The following is a 21,452-nucleotide window of genomic DNA, read 5'->3' as shown; positions in this document are numbered from 1 at the left end:
CAAGTTCCCAAACCAGCACGCCAGAGCCACCGAAGGTCATCAGACCTCAGATATCCTCTAACCCAACAGGATATCGGCCAGCAGCTTCACATTGAGCACCACGATCAGTCCGGCGATCGCCCAGGCCAGCACCTGCGTGACCCGACCGATCACGAAAGAACCCATCAGCTGGCGATCCGAGACGAAACGCACCAGCGGGATCACCGCGAAGGGCAGCTGCATGGACAGCACCACCTGGCTCAACACCAGCAGCTTGGCCGTGCCGCTCTCGCCATAGAGACCGGTCACCACCACCACCGGGATGACAGCGATACCCCGGGTAATCAGCCGCCGCGCCCAGTCGGGGATGCGCAGCGACAGAAAGCCTTCCATGACGATCTGGCCAGCCAGGGTCGCGGTGACCGTGGAGTTGATACCCGACGCCAGCAGGGCGACCGCGAACAGCAGCGAAGCGATACCCACGCCCAGCATCGGCGACAGCAGGTGATAGGCGTCCTGGATCTCGGCCACGTCGGTGCGCCCGGCACTGTGGAACACCGCCGCGGCGGTGATCAGGATGGCGGCGTTGACGAACAGCGCCAGCATCAGCGCCAGGGTGCTGTCGGCCACCGCCCAGCGCAGCCCCATGCGCCGCCCCTCCTCCGTGCGCGGATAGGCGCGGGTCTGGACGATGGAGGAATGCAGGTAGAGGTTATGGGGCATCACGGTGGCACCGATGATGCCGATGGCCAGGTAGAGCGCGGCCGGATTGGTGACGATTTCCGCCTTGGGCAGGAAGCCGTCGGCGATCGCGGCGATGGACGGCTGGGCAAGCACCATCTGCACGCCAAAGCAGACGAAGATCAGCGTCAGCAGCGCGATGACGAAGGCTTCCAGCCAGCGAAACCCGCGATTCATCAGCAGCAGGATGAGAAAGACGTCCAGCGCCGTGAGGATGGCGCCCCACATCAACGGGATGCCGAACAGCAGATTGAGGGCGATGGCGGTACCGATCACCTCGGCCAGGTCGCAGGCGATGATGGCGATCTCGCAGGCGATCCACAGCAGCAGACTGACCGGCCGCGAATAACGTGCGCGACAGGCCTGGGCCAGGTCCAGCCCAGTGGCGATGCCCAGCCGCGCGGCCAGGGCCTGCAGCAGGATGGCCATGAGGTTGGAGAGCAGGATCACCGACAACAGCAGGTAGCCGAATTGCGAGCCCCCGGCCAGGTCGGTGGCCCAGTTGCCCGGATCCATGTAGCCCACCGAGACCATGTAGCCCGGGCCGACAAAGGCCAGCAGCCGGCGTAACCAGCTGCCACCCTCGGGTACCGGCACGCTGGCATTCATCCGCCCCAGACTGGGCTGGGCGGAAGGCGCGGACTCCTGCCAGGCTGGCTCGACATAGCTGGCGGATTCTTTCATAGCTGACTCGTGCGGCAAAATAGGAATACCCTTTGGAGAATTTAGCCTAGGCTAAAATTCACACATTCAGCAATAAAAAATCTCTATCTCATCCGTCGATAACGCCCATTGGCGAAGGAATCTTTGGTATTCGCCCGCAACTCGGTCAAAATGGCGCCCGAACGCGTCCTCTTGACGCGCCTCAGGTCTTTGCGGAGAAGGTCATTCAGGTGGGCAACATGACAAAGGACGACGAACTGCTGAATCGGTTGGTCGATCCATCCATTCATATGGAAGGTTTTCAACAGGTCCGCGAGGCGCATCGTCAGGAGCTGATCGAAGACTATGTCGAGCTCATTTCCGATCTCATCCGGGACGGCGGTGAAGCGCGCCAGGTGGACATCGCCGCGCGCATCGGCGTGGCCCAGCCGACCGTGGCCAAGATGCTCAAGCGCCTGGCCGCCGCCGGCCTGATCGTGCAGCGGCCCTATCGCGGCGTCTTCCTCACCCCTGAAGGCGAGGCCCTGGCCGAAGCCAGTCGCGCGCGCCACCATGTGGTGGAGACCTTCCTGCTGACCCTGGGCGTGGACGCCGATACCGCGCGCCGCGACGCCGAAGGCATGGAGCACCATGTCAGCGAGGCTACCCTGGCAGTCTTCCGGCGCTTCATCGCCGGTCGTCAGGCATAGGCTGCGGCTTTAGTCGAAAGTCGCCACGGCTCCCCCTTCAGAAAATCCGGGTACCGTCGAAGTAGTGGAAGTCATACTTTCACTCCTCTTGGTGCCCTGCCATGTTCAATCGCCCTCTCAAGACCGAAATCGCCCAACTGCGGGCCGAGGTCGCCGAACTGCGTCAGCTGCACGCCGGCTTCGAAAGCCAGGCGCTGAGTCTTACCGTGGATGACCGCGGCAATATCGAACGCGTCAACGAGCGCTTCTGCCGCGAGATGGGCTACCGCTCCGAGAACGTGGTGGGGCGTCCCCTGGACGCCTTCATTCCGGAATACGTCAAGCAACTGCCCTGCTATCGTGACCTCAAGAGCGCGCTCAGCCAGGGCAACCAGACCAGCGGCATGTACCGCCTGCTGCGGGCCAACGGCCAGGAAGCCTGGCTCTATGCCACCTGGCAGCCGCTGCGCGACGCTAACGGCCGCATCCACAAGACCATCTGCTACGGCAACGACCGTACCGAACAGGTCGAGACCTCCACCGAGCACTCCGGGCTGATCAACGCCCTGCTGCGCTCCACCGCGGTCATCGAATTCAACCTGGCCGGCGAGGTGCTCACCGCCAACGACCGCTTCCTGCAGGGCATGGGCTATTCGCTCAAGCAGATCCAGGGCAAGCACCACCGGCAGTTCTGCACCAGCGAAGATGCCAATTCCGCCGACTACCAGGCGTTCTGGGCGCGGCTCAATCGCGGCGAATTCATCGCCAGCCGCTTCAAGCGCATCGACAGCCATGGGCGTACCGTCTGGCTGGAAGCCTCCTACAACCCGGTACTCAACACCCGCGGCGAACTGTACAAGGTGGTGAAGTTCGCCACCGTCATCACCGAACAGGTCGAGCAGGAACAGGCGGTGGCCGAGGCGGCCAAGGTGGCCTTCGACATTTCCCAGCAGACCGACGAGAGCGCCCGTCAGGGGGCGGAGGTGGTGCAGGACACCGTCTCGGTGATGCGCAAGATCGCCGAGGAGCTGCAGGTCGCCTCCAACGGCATCGAGGCCCTGGGCGAGCAATCGCTGGTGATCAGCACCATCGTCAAGACCATCAGCGGCATCGCCGAGCAGACCAACCTGCTGGCGCTCAACGCCGCCATCGAGGCGGCGCGGGCCGGTGAACAGGGCCGCGGGTTCGCCGTGGTGGCCGACGAGGTCCGTCAGCTGGCCGGTCGTACCAGCAAGGCCACCGAAGAGATCGTCGGCGTGGTGCAGCAGAACCAGCAACTGGCGCAGACCGCGGTCGCCAACATGGCCGCGAGCAAGCACCAGGCGGAACAGGGCCTGCAGCTGGCCAACGCCGCGGGCACCCGCATCACCGAGATCCAGGACGGGGCCCAGCGTGTGGTCGGTGCGGTGGGTCAGTTCGCCCGGCGCCTGAACTAGCTCGCGGGCCGGCTCCCGCCTCAGGCTGGCGCCGGACGCCGCCGCTCGAGCAGCCCCAGCGCCGCCAGGGTCACGCCCAGGCTGACCAGTAGGCACAGCCCGAGCAGGCCCCGATCACCCCAGCTCTCCCGCGCCAGGGCATAGCACCAGGGCGCGGCCGCCGAGAGCAGAAAACTCGGCGCCAGCAGCTTGCCGGTCAGGCGTGCGTAGAGCGCCCGGTCGAACAATTCCAGCGGCAAGCTGGCCCGCAACACCGCCACCAGGCCGTTGAGGGCGCCATAGAGAAAGACGAAGCCGGCGGTGAGGCCGAAATGGCCTTCGCTCGCCAGCGCCAGGGCGAAACTCAGCGGCAGGCCGAGGCCCAGCAGCAGATTGAGCTGACGCGCCGACAGCCGCTGCCCGGAGGCCAGTTCCACCAGCCGCGCGCAGACCTGGCCGATGCCCCACAGCGCCGCCACCCCCACCGGCACCCCACGCTCGGCCAGCAGCGCCGGCAGATGCGCCGACAACCCCGCCGAAAGAAAGCCGATCAAGGCCATCCCGGTGGCGAACAGCACGCCGGCGAGGCGTGGCGAGCCACCCCCCGCCGTGGGCGGTAGCTCGGCACTGGGCAAGCGTCCGCGCACATTGGGCAGCGGCAGGAGCAGTAGCAGGCCGGCCAGGGCGATGCCGGCATAGACCACCAGCCCCAGGCGCCAGCCCAGCGCCTCCAGCAGCCAGTGCCCCAGGGGCCAGAACACCGCCGACGCCAGCCCGCCGAGCAGGGTGATGCGCACCATCACCGCCCGCGAGCGTTCGCCGGCCAGGCGCGCCAGGGTGGCGAAGGCGGCGTCGTACAGCGACAGCCGCATGCCCACCCCCAGGGTCACCCAGGCCAGATAGAACAGCGGCGCCGACTGAGACGCGGCAAGGCCCAGGCAACCGAGGGCGTCGAGCACCAGGCCGAGTTGCAGGGTGCGGCAGCCACCCAGGCGTTCGATCACCGCGCCGCTGAAAGGCGACACCAGCCCCATGGTCAGCATCGCCAGGGAAAAGCCGCCATAGACCCAGCGCGCATCCCAGCCTAGTCCCGCGGCCATCGCCGGGCCATAGACCCCCGGCAGATAGAAGGCCAGGCCCCAGGCCAGCAACTGCATCAACCCCAGCTGCCAGATGGCGCGATCGCTCGGCATCGGCGTCATCAGCGTGTCCCCGGGGTACGCTCGCCCTCGCCCAGGCTGAGTTGCATCAGGACCGTGTCCACCCAGCGTCCATGCTTGAAGCCCACCGCCGCGAAGGTGCCGACGGTGCGAAAGCCCAGCCGCTGGTGCAGGGCGATGGAGCCCTGGTTGGCGCTGTCGCCGATCACCGCTACCAGTTGGCGAAAGCCCGCCGCCGTGCAAGCCGCGACGATATCCTCCAGCAGCCGCCGGCCGATCCCCTGACCACCCAGGCCGTCGCGCACGTACACCGAGTCTTCCGCGGTATGGCGATAGGCCGGGCGTGGGCGATAGAGCACCGCATAGGCATAGCCCAGCACCTCACCGTCCCGCTCGGCCACCCGATAGGGCAGCCCGGCCTGACGCACCGCCGCCAGGCGCCGTTCCAGCTCGGCCACGTCCGGCGGCTCCAGCTCGAAGCTGGCGCAGCTGTGCAATACGTGCTGGGCATAGATGGCCTGGATGAAGGGAAGATCGGCGGAGGTGGCGTCACGCAATTGCAGGGCGGTGTTCAAGAGGGCGGTCCATCCAGGGGTCGATGGGGCGATCATGCCGGGACGCCCAGCCAAAGATAAAGCTATGCTCGGTTATCCTCGGTATAAGCGAAACCTTGGCATGGCCGACCTCAACCTCACCCAACTGCAGACCTTCGTCCAGGTGGTCGCCACCGGCAGCTTTTCCGCCGCGGCCGATCGCCTGGGGCTGAGCCAGCCGGCGGTCAGCCTGCAGATTCGCCAGCTGGAGCGGCGCCTGGGGCTCAAGTTGCTGGAGCGCCTGGGGCGCGGTCTCAAGCCCACCGCGGCGGGCAGTCTGCTGCTGGAACACGCCGACCATATCCAAACGGCGGTGGACCAGGCCCTGCAGGCCCTGGCCAGCCATGGCGAGACGGTCAGCGGACGGGTCGCCATCGGCACCGGCGCCACCGCCTGCATCCATCTCCTGCCGCCGCTGCTGGGCCAGTTGCGCCAGCGTTTTCCCCAGCTGGATGTGCGCGTCAGCACCGGCAACACCCTGGACGTCTTGCGCGCGGTGGAAGACAACCGCCTCGACCTGGGGCTGGTCACCCTGCCCGCCAGTGGCCGCAACCTGCAGGTAGAGCCGCTGCTGGAGGATGCCTTCGTCGCCCTGCTCCCGCCTGCCAGTCCGCTGCCCAGGGGCGCGCTGGCGCCGGCGGCCCTGGCCGAAGCGCCGCTGCTGGCCTTCGAGACCGGCAGCAGCACCCGGTTGCTGATCGACGACTGGTTTCGCCGCGCCGGCCAGGCCAGCCGGCCGGTGATGGAGCTGGGCAGCATCGAGGCGCTCAAGGAACTGGTGGCCGCCGGACTCGGCTACAGCCTGGTGCCCGGCATCGCCGTGGCCACCGAGCACCATCGCCACGGCCTGAGGGTCCAGCCGCTGGCGCCGCCCCTGACCCGCACCCTGGCCCTGGTGCTGCGCCGCGACAAACCCCTGAGCCGTCAGCTGCAGCAGGTACTGGAAGCGCTGCGGCGGTTGCGCCGCTGAGCGAGAGACTCGACTTGGCAACGAACACGCCTTATCATTCAATGATTCAACGATCCTTGAATTATCGAATCATGCATGAAGACAGTGCCGTATCCGCCCTCGCCGCCCTCGCTCACGCCCAGCGCCTGAGGGTTTTTCGCGCCCTGGTGGTGGCGGGCACGGGTGGCCTCACCCCCAGCCAGTTGGCCGACCAGCTCGAAGTGAGCCGCAGCAACCTTTCCTTCCACCTCAAGGAGCTGGCCACCGCCGGCCTGGTCTCGGTGGAACAGCAGGGTCGCAACCTCATCTATCGCGCGGCCTATGACCAGATGAACGCCCTGCTCGGCTACCTGACCGAGCACTGCTGCGCCGGCGGCGACTGCATGGTCAGCGAACCCTTGCGCTGTTCCTGCTGATCCTCGACCAACCCCCATCCACCGACCGCAAGACCAGGCCCGCCATGCACAGTCCTCACGCCTGCCCACCGGCAGCACCCTCAATGAACAGCTTCGAGCGTTACCTCAGCCTCTGGGTAGCGCTCTGCATCCTCGCCGGCATCGCTCTCGGCCAATGGGCGCCGGATCTGTTCCGCTTCATCGGCCGGATCGAGGTGGCCCAGGTCAATCTGCCGGTCGGCCTCCTGATCTGGGTGATGATCGTGCCGATGCTGCTCAAGGTGGATTTCAGCGCCCTCGGCCAGGTGCGCCAGCACTGGCGCGGGATCGGCGTCACCCTGTTCGTCAACTGGGCGGTCAAGCCCTTCTCCATGGCGCTGCTCGCCTGGCTGTTCATTCGGGAAGTCTTCGCCCCCTGGCTGCCGAGCGACCAGCTGGACAGCTATATCGCCGGGCTCATCCTGCTGGCGGCGGCGCCCTGCACGGCGATGGTCTTCGTCTGGAGTCGCCTCACCCAGGGCGATCCGCTGTTCACCCTGTCCCAGGTCGCGCTGAACGACACCCTCATGGTGTTCGCCTTCGCCCCCATCGTCGGCCTGCTGCTGGGGCTGTCGTCGATCGCGGTGCCCTGGGCCACCCTGCTGCTTTCGGTGATCCTCTACCTGGTGCTGCCGGTGATCCTCGCCCAGCTCTGGCGACGCGCGCTGCTGCGCCAGGGCCAGGCTGCCTTCGAGCGCACCCTGGCCCGCCTGGGACCCTTCTCGATGGGCGCCTTGCTGGCCACCCTGGTACTGCTGTTCGCCTTCCAGGGCGAGGCCATCCTGGCGCAGCCGCTGGTAATCGCCCTGCTGGCCGTGCCCATCCTGATCCAGGTGCTGTTCAATTCGGCGCTGGCTTATTGGCTGAATCGCCTGGTGGGCGAGAGCCACAGCGTCGCCTGTCCGTCGGCGCTGATCGGCGCGAGCAACTTCTTCGAACTGGCGGTGGCCGCCGCCATCAGCCTGTTCGGCTTCCACTCGGGCGCCGCCCTGGCTACCGTGGTGGGAGTCCTCATCGAGGTACCGCTGATGCTGCTGGTCGTGCGCCTGGTGAACGGCTCGCGCGGCTGGTACGAACGCGGCGCCCTTTCCTCTCGTCGAGACCGTCCATGAACAGCGACATCACGATCTATCACAATCCCGCCTGCGGCACCTCGCGCAACGTGCTGGGCCTGATTCGCAACAGCGGCGTCGAGCCGACGGTGATCCACTACCTGGAGACACCGCCCGACCGGGCGCAGCTGGAACGGCTGATCGCCAGCCTGGGCATGCCGGTACGCGAGCTGCTGCGCCAGAAGGGGACGCCCTATGCCGAACTGGGTTTGGACAATCCGCAGTTAGACGACGCGGCCCTGATCGCCGCCATGCTGCAGCATCCTGTCCTGATCAATCGACCCATCGTGGTGACCCCCTTGGGTACCCGGCTCTGCCGGCCCTCGGAACGGGTGCTGGAGATCCTGCCCGCGCCGCAACGCGGCCCCTTCGTCAAGGAAGACGGCGAGGTGGTAGTACCACCGGCCGCGCCGCACGCCTAGGGAAGCCACCATGCGCGAAGCCGCCCACGGCCAGGAGAGCGCCTGGCAGGTCTTTGTGATCTTTCTGCGCCTGGGCTGCACCAGCTTTGGCGGCCCCATCGCCCACCTGGGCTATTTCCGCCAGGCCTTCGTCGCCCGTCGCCAATGGCTGGACGAGCCCGCCTATGCCGAGCTGGTCGCGCTCTGTCAGCTCTTGCCCGGTCCGACCAGCAGCCAGGTCGGCATGGCCCTGGGCCTGGGCCGCGCCGGGGGCTGGGGCCTACTGGCAGCTTGGCTCGGCTTCACCCTGCCTTCGGCCCTGCTGCTGATCTTCTTCGCCCTGGGCCTGGCCCACTATCCTGGGCTGGCCGACTCGGCGGCGGTGCATGGCCTCAAGGTCTTTGCCGTGGCGGTGGTGGCCCAGGCGGTCTGGAGCATGGGCCGCAGCCTATGCCCGGATACGCCGCGCCGCCTCCTCGCGCTGGTCGTCGCCGGCCTGGCGCTCTGGCTGCCCGGTTCGGCGGGGCAACTGCTGGGGCTGGGCCTGGCCGCCCTGGTCGGTCGCCTGGTACTGGCGCCGACCGCCACGCCGCCGGCCCTGGGCCTGCAAACGGGAACCTCCCGGCGCCTGGGGGTGGTCGCCCTGCTGCTGTTCCTGTTGCCGCTGCTGCTGTTGCCCGCCTGGAGCAACTTGGCCGAGGGTGTCTATCGCGCCGGCGCCCTGGTCTTCGGTGGTGGCCATGTGGTGTTGCCACTGCTGCAGGCGGTGGTGGTGCCCAACGGCCTGGTCAGCGATGGCCAGGTCATGGCCGGCTATGGCCTGGCCCAGGCGGTACCGGGCCCCTTGTTTACCTTTGCCGCCTACCTCGGCGCCCTGGTGCCCTCGGCCTTGCCCGCCTGGCTCAACGGCTTACTCTGGACCCTGCTGATCTTTCTGCCCGGCGCCCTCGTCCTGCTCGCCGCCCTGCCCTTTTGGCAGACCCTGCGCCAGAACCCCGGCTGGCAGCGCGCCCTCACCGGGCTCAACGCCGGCGTGGTCGGCCTGCTGCTGGCGGCGCTCTACGATCCGGTCTGGACGGGTGCCATCCACGGCCTGCTGGACGTCGCCCTCGCCGCGCTGGCCCTGGCGCTGCTCTTGCGGACCCACTGGTCGCCGGTGCTGATCGCGCTATTGGTCGTTCTATTCGTCAGTCTATTGAACTTTTAGCGCACTACCGTTTGGCGGCGTGCCACTAGTGGCCCGATGAAATTGCGGCGTGGTTCGCTGTAGCTCCGTGGAAAGCTAGGCACTGTCAGCGTGACGTTCAGCTGTATGAAACGTCTTGCCCTGCGCGAGAACGTGTCCAGCGAGCGCTCGGCCTGACATGCATTAAGGATGACCGCCATGACCTACAAGAACCCCCTGGACACCACCGCCCCGCTGTTCACCGCTGCCCTCGCCAAGGCGCCCCTAGTCGCCGCGCCCGCCAAGCCAGCCGGCACCTTTGATGGCGTCACCTACTACGCCTTCCAGAGCCAGCCGCGGCTCACCCTCGATGTCAACGCCGCCCCCGAATACGTCGGCTTCGCCAAGACCTTCGATGCCAAGGGCCCGCACTTTGCGGCCGCCTCGACCCTGAGCGAACTGACCCTGACCGGTCATTGGGAAGGCCAGCTGACGCGCCTCGACGGCCATACCCGCGGCGCCACCGCCAGCGACAGCACCCTGGATTCGTCCATTGCCAAACTGACCGTCAGCCTCACCGACACCGCGGACAACCAGTTCCAAGAGAGCGACCTGATCACACTGGACAACTTCGACGGCTTGCAGACCTTCGACGGCTCTACTTCCACTGCCGGCCTGTCGATTGACTTCCTGCATGGCTACACCGAAGGCCATGACTACACCTATGCCAGCCAGAGCGCCTTCCTCAAGAACGTGACCACGGGCAGCGGCGGCGATCTGCTCCAGGTCAGCACCATCACTGCCCCGGAGCTGGACAGCGTCGCCGCGCTCGCCCACTCCCGGGTCAAGGCCATCACCGTCGATAGCGGCGCCGGTGGCGACCAGATCGGCGCTCATATCCAGCAGGCCGACGTCATCATCAACGCCGGCTCCGGCAATGACTATGTCGACCTGCTGTTCGTCAAGGGCGTGGCCGCACACAACGCCAACCTGAGCGGCAGCTTCGGCCACGGCGCCACCGTCACCCTGGGTGAGGGTCACGACGTCCTTACCGTCGATCCCAGCCTGGTCAACTTCGATGGCAGCAGCACCGTCGCCGCCAATCGCTCCCTGGCAGCCAACCATGTGACGGTCACCGACTACAACGCGAACGATGACCACATCATCTTCGGCTTCGCGGTGTACGACGAGAAAGCCGTGGTCACCATCCAGGACGCCGCCCTGGCGAAGGCCACTAGCCTGTTCGCCGCGCTCAACACCGTGACCCATTCCACCACCGGTCTGGTCAATGCCGCCGTCTTCCACTACGGCCAGGACACCTATGTCTTCCGTGACGCAGGCTACGAAGGCCAGGTCGACAACCTGGACTCGCTGATCAAACTGGTAGGCGTTCATAACCTCGATGACGTCGCCAGCACCGTTTCCGCTCGTGAGCGCTATGAGCCGGGCGGCACGCTTGGCTGGGGTTGATCGCCCCTGAACGCCACGGCCGCCCCAATCGGGCGGCTCGCCGGCTGCTTCTGTGAGGTATTCGTGGCTTACCACAAGAGCCGGGCACTCACAGCAGGAACCCAGGGTCTGTCTAGCGATACCCTTCCGAACACGAGGAACGCGCGATGAAGATCCTGATGGTCCTGACCTCCCACGACCAGCTCGGCGACACCGGCAAGAAAACCGGCTTCTGGCTGGAAGAATTCGCTGCCCCCTACTACGTGTTCAAGGATGCCGGTGCCGAGATCACCCTGGCCTCCCCCGCCGGTGGCCAACCGCCGCTGGACCCCAAGAGCGACGCCCCCGACGCCCAGACCGAGTCCACCGAGCGTTTCAAGAACGATCCCGAGGCGCAAAAGGCGCTGACCGGCACCGTCAAGCTCGCCGAAGTGCACGCCGACGACTACGACGGCCTCTTCTATCCTGGCGGCCACGGCCCGCTCTGGGATCTCGCCGAATCCCGCGACTCCATCGCCCTGCTCGAAGCCTTCGCGCACGCCAACAAGCCCTTCGGCCTGGTCTGCCACGCTCCCGGCGTGCTGCGCCACGTCAAGGCAGCCGATGGCACCCCGCTGGTCAAGGGTCGCACCGTCACCGGCTTCACCAACAGCGAAGAAGCCGGGGTGCAACTCACCGACGTGGTGCCCTTCCTGGTGGAAGACGAGTTGAAGAAGCTCGGCGCCCGCTACGAAAAAGGGCCGGACTGGGGCGAGTTTGTGGTCGAGGACGGCAACCTGGTCACCGGCCAGAATCCAGCCAGTTCGGAAGCCGCGGCGGATGCCTTGCTGACCAAGCTGGGTTGAGCGTCCCGAACCTGAAAACGCCCGCCTAATGGCGGGCTTTTTCGTTGTGGTCCATCACCACCGACCTGGCGGCTCGCGCACGGGAGAGCTGAGCACAAGGCTGCCCCCGTTTCCCGAATGCTCAGACGGACCGGCCAGGCACGCGCATCTTCATCGCTGAACGACCACTGGAGGTCTACGCCAAGCGTTTGATCGCCGGCAATCGTCAAGGCTGTTCACCAGCGCTCGCCTCGCCTATAACTATGACGATTGGCAATTCGAACAAGATCAAAGTGCCATTAGTCGCCAAGGTTGCAGAAATCCAGGCGCCAGCCGACACCCCTTCCATGAGCGCAGCCTTCAACCCTGCTCCGCCCAGGCTGGAAAGGATATCCGTGCAGTTGGTTACCTGGTCGTATTTTCAGAGCATTGCCCGATGAAGAGAATCCTGCTCGGCGTGCGCGTCCTGATGTCGGTGCCCAAGGACAATCCCGGCCTGGTCAAGGCGCAATACCTCGCGCTGTCGCGCCAGCTGCCGATGATGTATTTCATCCTGCTGACCAACACCCTGATGCTGGCCGGCACCCACTATGCCGTCGCGCCGCGCTGGCTGGTGGTGTATTGCCCGTTGCTCATGACGCTGTTCGGCGTGATCCGGGCGGCCGAATGGTTCCGCACGCGCAATCAGCCGCGCAATCCGGCGCAGATGCTCTCGGCCCTGAAGCGCACCAACAGGCTCGCGCCCATCGTGGCCTCGGCCTTCACCGCCTGGGCGCTGGCGCTGTTTCCCTATGGCGACAGCTATACCCAGGCGCATGTGGGCTTCTACATGGCGATCACCGTGATCGGCTGCATCTTCTGCATGATGCACCTGCTGCCAGCGGCCTTGGCCACCACCGCCGTGGTCAACACGGCCTTCGTGGTGTTCTTCGCTTCCACCACCATCGGCACCTTCGTGGCCACGGCGATCGACGTCCTGCTGGTGTCCATCGCCATGCTGGTCATCCTCAAGGCGCAGTACGGGGACTTCACCCGGCTGGTGAACATGCAGGCGCAAACAGCCAAGCTCAGCGAGGAAAACCTCAAACTGGCCAATCAGGACAGCCTGACCGGCCTGGCCAATCGACGGCAGTTCTTTGCCCGCCTCGATACCCTCCTGGCCGACGCGCGTGCCCAGGGGACCCGCCTGGCCGTGGGCCTGATCGATCTGGACGGCTTCAAGCCGGTCAACGATCTCTATGGCCACAGCGTGGGCGACCGGCTGCTCTATCAGGTCGGCCAGCGCCTGAGCACGCTGCTGGGCGAAGACGTCCACCTGGCCCGACTGGGCGGCGACGAATTCAGCCTGATCATCACCGGGGTCTTGAACGATGAGCAGCTGCGGGCGTTTGGCGAAAGGGTCTGCGCCAGCCTGCGCGAGCCCTTTCTGCTGGTGGACCTGCCCATCCAGATCAGTGGCTCGCTGGGCCTCGCGACCTTTCCCGACCAGGCCTTTACCGCCACGGACGTCTATGAATACGCCGACTACGCCCTGTACCAGAGCAAGCGCCACCGCCCCGGCACGGCCTGCCTGTTCAGCACCGCCCATCGCCAGCAACTCAATCGCGAAGGCCTGACCGAACAGGCCCTGCGCCGGGCCGACCTGGAGCGCGAGTTCTACATGGTCTTCCAGCCCATCGTGGACATCCACAGCAAGCAGACGGTGGCCTTCGAGGCCCTGGCGCGCTGGGAAAGTCCGGAGCTGGGCAACGTGCCACCGGGTGATTTCATCGCCACCGCCGAGCGCGTCGGTATGGTCAATCGCCTTACCCTGCCCCTGCTGAGCAAGGCCCTGAACGCGGCCGCGCGCTGGCCCGCCGGCATCCGCCTGGCCTTCAACCTCTCCGCCCACGACTGCGGCTCGGAAGACGCCGCCCAGCAGATCGTCGAACTGATCAAGCGAAGCGGCTTCGACCCGGCCTGCCTCGACCTGGAAATCACCGAAACCGCCGCCATCCAGGACCTGCCCCAGACCCAGCGCGCCATCAGCCGCTTCCGCGAACTGGGCTGCGGCATCTCCCTTGACGATTTCGGCACCGGCTATTCCAGCCTGAGCCAGATCCACGCCCTACCCCTGACCAAACTCAAGGTGGACCGCACCTTCGTCACCGACCTCCACCTCGACCCGGCCAGCTTCAAGATCGTCAAATCCCTGATCGCCCTGTGCCAGGACATGCAGCTGGAATGCATTGTGGAGGGGGTGGAAACGGCAGCAGAACTGGGTGCGCTGAAGAATCTTGGCTGTACTAGGGCGCAGGGCTATCTGTTCGCCAAGCCGATGCGGGCGAGTGAGATTGGGAGTTGGTTGGAGGGGGAGCATTTGGCTGAGGTGTTGGCGGTTTGATTTGTCGAGAGGGCCAAGTGCAACTAATGCCCTTCTTGAGAGCTTCTAAATCGGACCGGTTGGACATCGTGGCTAGTACGTCTAATCTTTTGAGATAGTGCTATAGTCTCAGTTGCTCTAAAAATTGCGGCCCTCGCGATACCAATCAAGCAACATTATTGATGGATTGCAAAGATACGTCAGCACTTGACTTTGCATGACTGAAAATTCTTGGTCAATCTTCCCCGACCCCGCTCCAAATTCTTGTATTTTCAATTTTCTTGGTCATATTAAGAAATGCGCTTTGTCGAAAATGGTCCATCACTACCTGCCCACCTGCTTGAGGAACAAGCTAAAGGAAATGTAATCTTTTTCTGCGGTGCAGGGGTATCAATACCCGCCGGGCTTGATAGCTTCTGGGCTCTGACCAACCGCATTATCGATACGCTTGACGCGACCAAGGCACGCCAAGCGATGGTTGATAAGGAAAGCTTTGATCGCGTCTTCAACGTGCTCGTACGCGAATTCGGACGCGAGGAAATCGACAGCCAGATCTATGCCGCGCTAGGTGTCAGTACTCCTCGTACGCTCAAACATCATTGCGATATCCTCGCGCTGTCGCGTGGCGCAAGCGGCAATACCCAAATTGTTACCACCAATTTCGATAGGCTATTCGAACAAGCAGGCCAGAATGTTCTGGCCAATCGTTCCGCCGGGCCTGCCCGACATTGAACTTAATCAGCCGATCCGCGGCGTTGTCTACCTGCACGGGCGCCTTGCCGACCCGCGACAACCAGAGGAAATCCCAAGTTACGTTATTAGCAGTAGCGACTTTGGGCTAGCCTATCTTGCCGAAGGATGGGCAACACGCTTCGTAAAGGCACTGCGTGAAAAGTACACGATCGTATTGCTTGGATACAGCGCGGACGATCCACCGATGCGCTACCTGCTTGAGGGACTCAACGTCCGTGCGGGCTTCATCTATCAATCACCAATTTACGTCTTTACTGACCGGTCGACCGACGACGCGGAAGAAATTTGGCAGGATCGCGGGGTCACGCCGATCTGCTACACGCCAGACAAAACACATTCGGCATTGTGGCGGACCGTCGCCGGCTGGGCACAGGCGGCACGCTCGCCGGATCGCTGGATTGATAGGGTTCTCTCGCTGGCGCGACAATCACCGGCTGACCTCAAGCCGTATCAGCGTGGACAGGTTGTTCAGCTGGTCAGCACATCGAAAGGCGCGAAGGCGTTTGCCGATGCTGATCCCGCGCCCGGCGCAGAGTGGCTGGCAGTATTCGACCCTAACGTGCGCTACCTCAAACCTGCCCGGGGATTGCAAGATCGCGATGCTAAGGAAATCGACCCTCAAGATTTCTATGGACTAGACGACGATCCCCTACGACCTTCGCCCAGTGAGCACAGGCTGGTTCCTGAAAATGCTCGCAACACCCTCGCCTGGCAGAAAGGGGACGGCGCTCAACCGGAGCGCATGACGCTACAGGGTGGCAGCTCCTTGTGGAGTTATACCCTACCAGACCGCCTCCATCATCTGGCACGTTGGTTCGGCAAGCAAAGTCACCAGCCGGCCGCCTTATGGTGGGCATCTGCCTATTATCGTCCCAATCCGTTACTGCTCCGGTTTGTTTCGAACCGAGTCCGTAGCCGGCATGGTAAAGAGATGCCACCGACTGCACAGACGCTGTGGAGCCTCTATCTTGAGGCGCTCGATATGCTACCCGAGGAAGAGCGCAGCGACCGCTGGTTCGCGTTCGAAGGCATGCTGAAGCGATCCGGCTGGACACCGGCGGTGGCGCGATTCTTCGAACGCTGCGTCACACCCTTCGTTGAAATCTCCCGGCCATTGATGTCGCCACCGCGTCCGCCTCTTGATGATTGGGACAAATTGCGCCTGCGCGACGTCGTCGACCTCAAGGTCGCATCACTCGACCGGCATGGTCATGATGTGAAGTACCCGCCCGAGGCACTGGCGCAAGTCGCCCAGATCGTTCGGGGATCCCTTGAGCGCACCTCAGCGCTACTCGACGAGATTGGGGACCTTTTTTGGCATCCACCGACGTTGCTGCCCGAGACGGACAGGAACGGATTTTCGGGTAAGGAGACGCACAACGTCCTATGGTTCAGGGAAATATACCTAGCCCTAGCCGCGCACAATAGCGACCTTGCGCGCCGCGAGTTTCTTGCCTGGTCAACCACAGAGACGCGAATCTTTTCCAAGTTCCGGCTCTGGGCGGCAGCAGATCCGAAGCTTGCCACCGCAGCCGAAGCGCTAGCGGTCATCGCGTCGTTGCCGCGAGACGCAATGTGGAACGCCTATAATCAGCGCGAACTACTCCATCTGATCAAGGGGCGATGGGGCGAGTGGTCATACCGACAGAAGCGGACGGTCGAGCGGCTCCTGGAAGCTGGCCCGCCAACCTATCACGACGAGAAACGCCGGCAATATCGTGAGCGCCGCGCCGCCTACGCCGCCACCAATTTGCGTTGGCTTGAGCTGCATCAATGTCAACTGACCACCGCCGGTCAGCACGCTTTAGCCAAGCTGAAGCTGATCCATCCCAAGTGGACCGACAGATGGGCGGACCATGCTGACGAAAGTTATGAGAGCCGTGGGGGCTGGGTCCGGGAGATCAGCGATCCCGGCGATCTCGACCTCCTACCGCTTGATCAGGTGGTCGACACCGCATTGGCGCGAACCAAGCGCCCGGTGCGGGAATTGGCGAGCCATCACCCTTTTCGCGGACTGGTAAATGAACACCCCTTTAAGGCGCTGGCTGCGCTCCGCTCCGCTTATCGCAAGGGCGCGTTCCCCGCGGAGCTGTGGCGCGACCTGCTCAACAATTGGCCCGAAGACACAACGCCCAAACTGCGATGTTTGCTCGCGCATTCGGTCGTGCGGCTCATCCCGGCACAAGCGATCACGCTACGATATGAAGCACCGAACTGGCTCAAACAGCATCTTCCCGCGCTATACGCAAATGGCCGTACCAACGCGCTCGCTATCTTCGACGGATTTCTGCACCCCTTCCTGTCGAGTGCGGCCGACGCGACCGATAGCGGGATCGGCGCAATTACGATCGGCGGTGTCGAACAGCAGCAGTCGGAAGTGTCGATTAACAAGGCGATCAACAGCCCGATCGGGACGCTTACCCAGGCGCTGTTGAAACTGACGCCCCAGAAGGCCACGCGCCACAAGTCGTTGAACCGCAATCTCGCCATCCGTTTCGAAGCGCTAGTCGCTGCGCCCGGCCACGGCGGTGGCCATGCCGTCGCCGTCCTCACCCAGCATATGGGCTGGATCAACTACTGCTTCCATGAATGGGCAGAGGCGTTCCTGTTGCCGATGTTTCAAATTGATCATCCGCTCGCCGAAGCAGCTTGGCATGGTCTCGCCTTCAATAGAAACGCCATGCCCGCGCCATTCTGGCAGCAGCTCAAAGCGCCAATGCTCAAAATCCTGAAGGGCGAAGCCGGCTGGACACTCGACGAACAGGAACGCGACTCTTTTGGCTCTCTGCTGGTCTGGTTGTCGCGGCCGGCGCCTAATTTTACCCCGCTGTTCAGCTCTGAAGAAATTCGAGACGTGCTCACCGCGATTGACGATGATCTGCGCGGCAGGATTCTCTGGACGCTAGGCAATAGCCTCCAAAAGCATGGTCAATGGGTCGAGTTCATCAAGCCGTTCATCCAGAACAGTTGGCCCCGCGCCATGCGCTATCGCAGTGATGAAACTACTCGTGGCTTCGTCCAGATCGCCGAACAGGCAGGCGACCATTTTCCCGACGCGGTGAAGACGATCCTGCCGCTGATCCGCCCGGCGCCAAATGCTGACATGCTGACCTATCGCATCTCGAGAGACCGCGAAGACAAAGAGAATATTGCCCGCAACCACCCGAAAGAGGCGATGCGACTGCTCAACGCGATCATGCCCGATGACCGTGCCCGAATGCCTTATGAACTGGCGGGGGCGCTCGACGCGCTTGCCGAACTTGATCCGCATATCAAGGACATGCCTGAATATCGTCGATTAAAAGACATACTCGACTAAAACATGCGATGCCCCAAAGACTGCTATCACTGCAATCTGACATTACCGCGACTGAAATGAACGACGTGTACTGGCCACTAGCCGACACCGCATAAGCGTCAGCTATCTTTACAAGTCTTCTCCGAACCGAACATTAAAAAGAGGGGAGCAGATTTATTTAACCACTCACTTTCTTCTAACTTGCGCTTGATCTTGGCCAGCTCGGTACTCTGCCAGACCAGCAATATGACGCTGATGTAGAATACTGCGGAAATTTGGCGGACAAAAATCTAAGCCCGCCGTTAAGCGGGCTTCGGAGCATTTTTCGCTAGATCGTACCGAGCAGCATCACTCCCACTCAATCGTCGCCGGCGGCTTGCTCGAGACGTCGTAGGTGACGCGGGAGATGCCGTCGATTTCGTTGATGATGCGGTTGGAGACCTTTTCCAGCAGCTCATAGGGCAGATGGGCCCAGCGGGCGGTCATGAAGTCGATGGTTTCCACCGCGCGCAGGGCGACGACCCAGGCGTAGCGGCGGCCGTCGCCGACCACGCCGACGGATTTCACCGGCTGGAAGACGACGAAGGCCTGGCTGACCTTGTGGTACCAGTCGGCCTTGCGCAGCTCGCTGATGAAGATGTCGTCGGCGCGCCGCAGCAGGTCGGCGTATTCCTTCTTCACTTCGCCGAGGATGCGTACGCCCAGGCCCGGACCGGGGAAGGGGTGGCGGTAGACCATGTCGTAGGGCAGGCCCAGTTCCAGGCCGATCTTGCGCACCTCGTCCTTGAACAGTTCGCGCAGCGGCTCGACCAGCTTGAGGTTCATTTCCTCGGGCAGGCCACCGACGTTGTGGTGGGACTTGATGACGTGGGCCTTGCCGGTCTTGGCGCCGGCCGACTCGATGACGTCGGGATAGATGGTGCCCTGGGCCAGGAACTTGATGTTGTCGAGCTTGCTGGCTTCGGCGTCGAAGACGTCGATGAAGGTGCGGCCGATGATCTTGCGCTTCTTCTCCGGGTCGGCTTCGCCTTCCAGATTGGTCAGGAAGCGCTGCTCGGAGTTGGAGCGGATCACCTTGACGCCCATGTTCTCGGCGAACATGGCCATCACCTGGTCACCCTCGTGCAGGCGCAGCAGGCCGTTGTCGACGAAGACGCAGGTCAGTTGGTCGCCGATGGCCTTGTGCAGCAGGGCCGCGACCACGGAGGAGTCGACGCCGCCGGAGAGGCCCAGCAGCACGTTGGCGCTGCCGACCTGGGCACGCACCTGGGCGATGGCGTCCTCGACGATGTTGGCCGGGGTCCAGAGGGCTTCGCAGCCGCAGATGTCCTTGAGGAAGCGCGAGAGGATGCGCCCGCCCTGCTTGGTGTGGGTCACCTCGGGGTGGAACTGCACGCCGTACCAGCCGCGCTCGTCGTCACCCATGGCGGCGATGGCGCAGCTCGGGGTGCTGGCGACGATGTGGAAGCCGTCCGGCAGCTTGCCGACCTTGTCGCCATGGCTCATCCAGACGTCCAGGCCGAGTACGCCGTCGTCGTCGAGGTGGTCCTGGATGCCTTCGAGCAGGCGGCTCTTGCCGACCACGTCGACCTTGGCATAGCCGAATTCACGGATGTTGGAGCCTTCGACCTTGCCGCCGAGTTGCTCGGCCATGGTCTGCATGCCGTAGCAGATGCCGAACAGCGGTACGCCCAGATCGAACACCGCCTTGGGTGCGCGCGGGCTGCCGGCCTCATGGACCGACTCGGGCCCGCCGGCGAGGATGATGCCGCGCGGAGCGAAGGCGCGGATGTCGGCGTCGTCCATGTCGAAGGGGTGCAGCTCGCAATAGACGCCCAGTTCGCGCACGCGGCGGGCGATGAGCTGGGTGTACTGGGAGCCGAAGTCGAGGATGAGGATGCGGTGGGCGTGGATGTCTTGGGACATGGCCAGGTCTCGATAGCGCTAGGTTCAGACGATTCGGGGCTGTCTAGACAGCCCCGAATCGCAACGATAAGAACGACAGATTAGGAATCAGCTAACGCGGTAGTTAGGCGCTTCCTTGGTGATCTGCACGTCGTGGACGTGGGATTCGGCCATGCCGGCGCCGGTGATGCGCACGAACTGCGGCTTGGTACGCATCTGCTCGACGGTGGCGCAACCGGTGTAGCCCATGGAGGCACGCAGGCCGCCCATCAGCTGGTGGATGATCGCCGCCAGCGGGCCCTTGTAGGGAACGCGGCCTTCGATGCCCTCGGGGACCAGCTTCTCGGCGCCGGAGGCGGAGTCCTGGAAGTAGCGGTCGCTAGAGCCCTGGGTCTGGGACATGGCGCCCAGGGAGCCCATGCCGCGGTAGGACTTGTAGGAGCGGCCCTGGAACAGCTCGACCTCGCCCGGAGCCTCTTCGGTACCGGCGAACATGGAGCCCATCATCACGCAGTAGCCACCGGCGACGATGGCCTTGGACAGGTCACCGGAGAAGCGGATGCCACCGTCGGCGATCAGCGGCACGCCGGTGCCTTCGAGGGCGGCGGCGACGTTGGCGATGGCGGAGATCTGCGGCACGCCGACACCGGCGACGATGCGGGTAGTGCAGATGGAGCCCGGGCCGATGCCGACCTTGACCGCGTCGGCACCGGCGTCAGCCAGGGCCTTGGCGGCTTCGGCGGTGGCGATGTTGCCGCCGATCACCTGCACCTGGGGGTAGGTCTGCTTGACCCAGCGCACGCGCTCGATCACGCCCTTGGAGTGACCGTGGGCGGTGTCGACCACGATGACGTCGACGCCGGCGGCGACCAGGGCGGCCACGCGCTCGGGGGTCTCGGCACCGGTACCGACGGCGGCACCGACGCGCAGGCTACCGGCGTCGTCCTTGCTGGCGTTGGGATAGGCCTTGGCCTTCTCGATGTCCTTGACGGTCATCATGCCCTTGAGCGCGAAGGCTTCGTCGACGATCAGCACCTTCTCGATGCGGTGCTTGTGCAGCAGCTCGCGGACTTCCTGCTTGTCGGCGCCTTCGCGCACGGTGACCAGGCGATCCTTGGGGGTCATGACTTCGCGCACCGGCACGTCGAGACGAGTCTCGAAGCGCACGTCGCGGGAGGTGACGATACCCACCAGGTCACGACCGGAGATCACCGGTACACCGGAGATGTTGTGCAGGCGGGTCAGGTCGAACAGATCGCGCACGCTGGCGTCGGCGTCGATGGTGATGGGGTCCTTCACCACGCCGGCCTCGAAGCGCTTGACCTTGCGGACTTCCGCGGCCTGCTGCTCGACGGTCATGTTCTTGTGGATGATGCCGATGCCGCCTTCCTGGGCCATGGCGATGGCCAGACGGGACTCGGTCACGGTGTCCATGGCGGCGGACACCAGGGGAATGTTCAGCTCGATGCCACGGGTCAGGCGGGTCTTGAGACTGACGTCTTTCGGCAGGACATCCGAATAGCCGGGGATGAGGAGAACGTCGTCGAACGTCAGGGCTTCTTGGCTGATGCGCAGCATGGC

Annotated in this window: 17 protein-coding genes; 12 read left to right on the top strand and 5 right to left on the bottom strand. The window is 64.1% G+C overall.

All coding sequences use genetic code 11. The annotated features are described in order from the left end of the window. Positions 1–57: 57 nt before the first annotated feature. A complete protein-coding gene (locus LRS53_RS00925; protein WP_269216607.1) occupies positions 58–1,404 on the bottom strand; it encodes an Nramp family divalent metal transporter in 1,347 nt (448 codons plus the stop codon). 218 nt (positions 1,405–1,622) lie between these two features. On the opposite strand from LRS53_RS00925, the gene mntR reads away from it, so the two are divergent. Further along, a complete protein-coding gene (gene mntR, locus LRS53_RS00920; RefSeq protein ID WP_231354636.1) occupies positions 1,623–2,072 on the top strand; it encodes a manganese-binding transcriptional regulator MntR in 450 nt (149 codons plus the stop codon). Positions 2,073–2,173: 101 nt separating this feature from the next. Next, positions 2,174–3,487, top strand: coding sequence for a methyl-accepting chemotaxis protein (locus LRS53_RS00915; protein ID WP_231354635.1), 1,314 nt, complete (start codon positions 2,174–2,176; stop codon positions 3,485–3,487). Positions 3,488–3,507: 20 nt separating this feature from the next. Here the strand turns inward: LRS53_RS00915 and LRS53_RS00910 are convergent, their stop codons facing one another. Both LRS53_RS00910 and LRS53_RS00905 read right to left on the bottom strand, forming a co-directional pair. After that, positions 3,508–4,668, bottom strand: a complete 1,161-nt coding sequence (locus tag LRS53_RS00910) for an MFS transporter (RefSeq protein WP_231354634.1) — start codon at positions 4,666–4,668, stop codon at positions 3,508–3,510. Next, a complete protein-coding gene (locus LRS53_RS00905) occupies positions 4,668–5,201 on the bottom strand; it encodes a GNAT family N-acetyltransferase (RefSeq protein ID WP_231355389.1) in 534 nt (177 codons plus the stop codon). The genes LRS53_RS00910 and LRS53_RS00905 overlap by 1 nt, the downstream gene beginning before the upstream one ends. A gap of 64 nt (positions 5,202–5,265) precedes the next feature. On the opposite strand from LRS53_RS00905, the gene LRS53_RS00900 reads away from it, so the two are divergent. The 10 genes from LRS53_RS00900 (at position 5,266) to LRS53_RS00855 (ending at position 17,987) form a co-directional block, all read left to right on the top strand. Beyond that, entirely contained in the window at positions 5,266–6,189 is a 924-nt protein-coding gene (locus LRS53_RS00900) for a LysR family transcriptional regulator (protein ID WP_231354633.1), read from the top strand. A 71-nt stretch (positions 6,190–6,260) separates the two neighbouring features. Next, positions 6,261–6,584 (top strand): ArsR/SmtB family transcription factor, encoded by a 324-nt coding sequence (locus LRS53_RS00895; RefSeq protein WP_231354632.1) that lies wholly within the window; start codon positions 6,261–6,263, stop codon positions 6,582–6,584. Positions 6,585–6,667: 83 nt separating this feature from the next. Next, complete coding sequence (gene arsB / locus LRS53_RS00890) at positions 6,668–7,714, top strand: ACR3 family arsenite efflux transporter (RefSeq protein WP_231354631.1); 1,047 nt, start codon at positions 6,668–6,670, stop codon at positions 7,712–7,714. Then, positions 7,711–8,136: an arsenate reductase (glutaredoxin) gene (gene arsC / locus LRS53_RS00885; RefSeq protein ID WP_231354630.1), complete on the top strand. Its 426-nt coding sequence runs from the start codon at positions 7,711–7,713 to the stop codon at positions 8,134–8,136. Before arsB ends, arsC begins: the two co-directional genes overlap by 4 nt. Positions 8,137–8,146: 10 nt before the next feature. Further along, entirely contained in the window at positions 8,147–9,322 is a 1,176-nt protein-coding gene (gene chrA, locus LRS53_RS00880; RefSeq protein WP_231354629.1) for a chromate efflux transporter, read from the top strand. A 177-nt stretch (positions 9,323–9,499) separates the two neighbouring features. Then, complete coding sequence (locus tag LRS53_RS00875) at positions 9,500–10,750, top strand: hypothetical protein (RefSeq protein WP_231354628.1); 1,251 nt, start codon at positions 9,500–9,502, stop codon at positions 10,748–10,750. A gap of 146 nt (positions 10,751–10,896) precedes the next feature. Then, on the top strand, positions 10,897–11,574 hold the full coding sequence (locus tag LRS53_RS00870) for a type 1 glutamine amidotransferase domain-containing protein (protein ID WP_231354627.1): 678 nt from the start codon (positions 10,897–10,899) through the stop codon (positions 11,572–11,574). A gap of 415 nt (positions 11,575–11,989) precedes the next feature. After that, complete coding sequence (locus LRS53_RS00865) at positions 11,990–13,936, top strand: putative bifunctional diguanylate cyclase/phosphodiesterase (protein ID WP_231354626.1); 1,947 nt, start codon at positions 11,990–11,992, stop codon at positions 13,934–13,936. Between the two features lie 276 nt (positions 13,937–14,212). Further along, the gene (locus LRS53_RS00860; RefSeq protein ID WP_231354625.1) at positions 14,213–14,647 is read left to right on the top strand and encodes a hypothetical protein; all 435 of its coding nucleotides are present in this window, start codon (positions 14,213–14,215) and stop codon (positions 14,645–14,647) included. Beyond that, entirely contained in the window at positions 14,607–17,987 is a 3,381-nt protein-coding gene (locus tag LRS53_RS00855; protein WP_231354624.1) for an SIR2 family protein, read from the top strand. The genes LRS53_RS00860 and LRS53_RS00855 overlap by 41 nt, the downstream gene beginning before the upstream one ends. 327 nt (positions 17,988–18,314) lie before the next feature. On the opposite strand, the gene guaA is transcribed toward LRS53_RS00855, so the two are convergent. Then, positions 18,315–19,892 carry a glutamine-hydrolyzing GMP synthase gene (gene guaA, locus LRS53_RS00850; protein WP_208692242.1) on the bottom strand — a complete coding sequence of 526 codons (1,578 nt, stop codon included), beginning with the start codon at positions 19,890–19,892 and terminating at the stop codon, positions 18,315–18,317. An 87-nt stretch (positions 19,893–19,979) separates the two neighbouring features. Next, positions 19,980–21,449 carry an IMP dehydrogenase gene (gene guaB, locus LRS53_RS00845; RefSeq protein WP_017638609.1) on the bottom strand — a complete coding sequence of 490 codons (1,470 nt, stop codon included), beginning with the start codon at positions 21,447–21,449 and terminating at the stop codon, positions 19,980–19,982. Between the last annotated feature and the right edge of the window lie 3 nt (positions 21,450–21,452).

Source organism: Pseudomonas sp. PLB05 (assembly GCF_021106615.1).
GTDB lineage: Bacteria > Pseudomonadota > Gammaproteobacteria > Pseudomonadales > Pseudomonadaceae > Chryseomonas > Chryseomonas benzopyrenica.
This window is presented reverse-complemented; position numbering and strand designations above follow the sequence as displayed.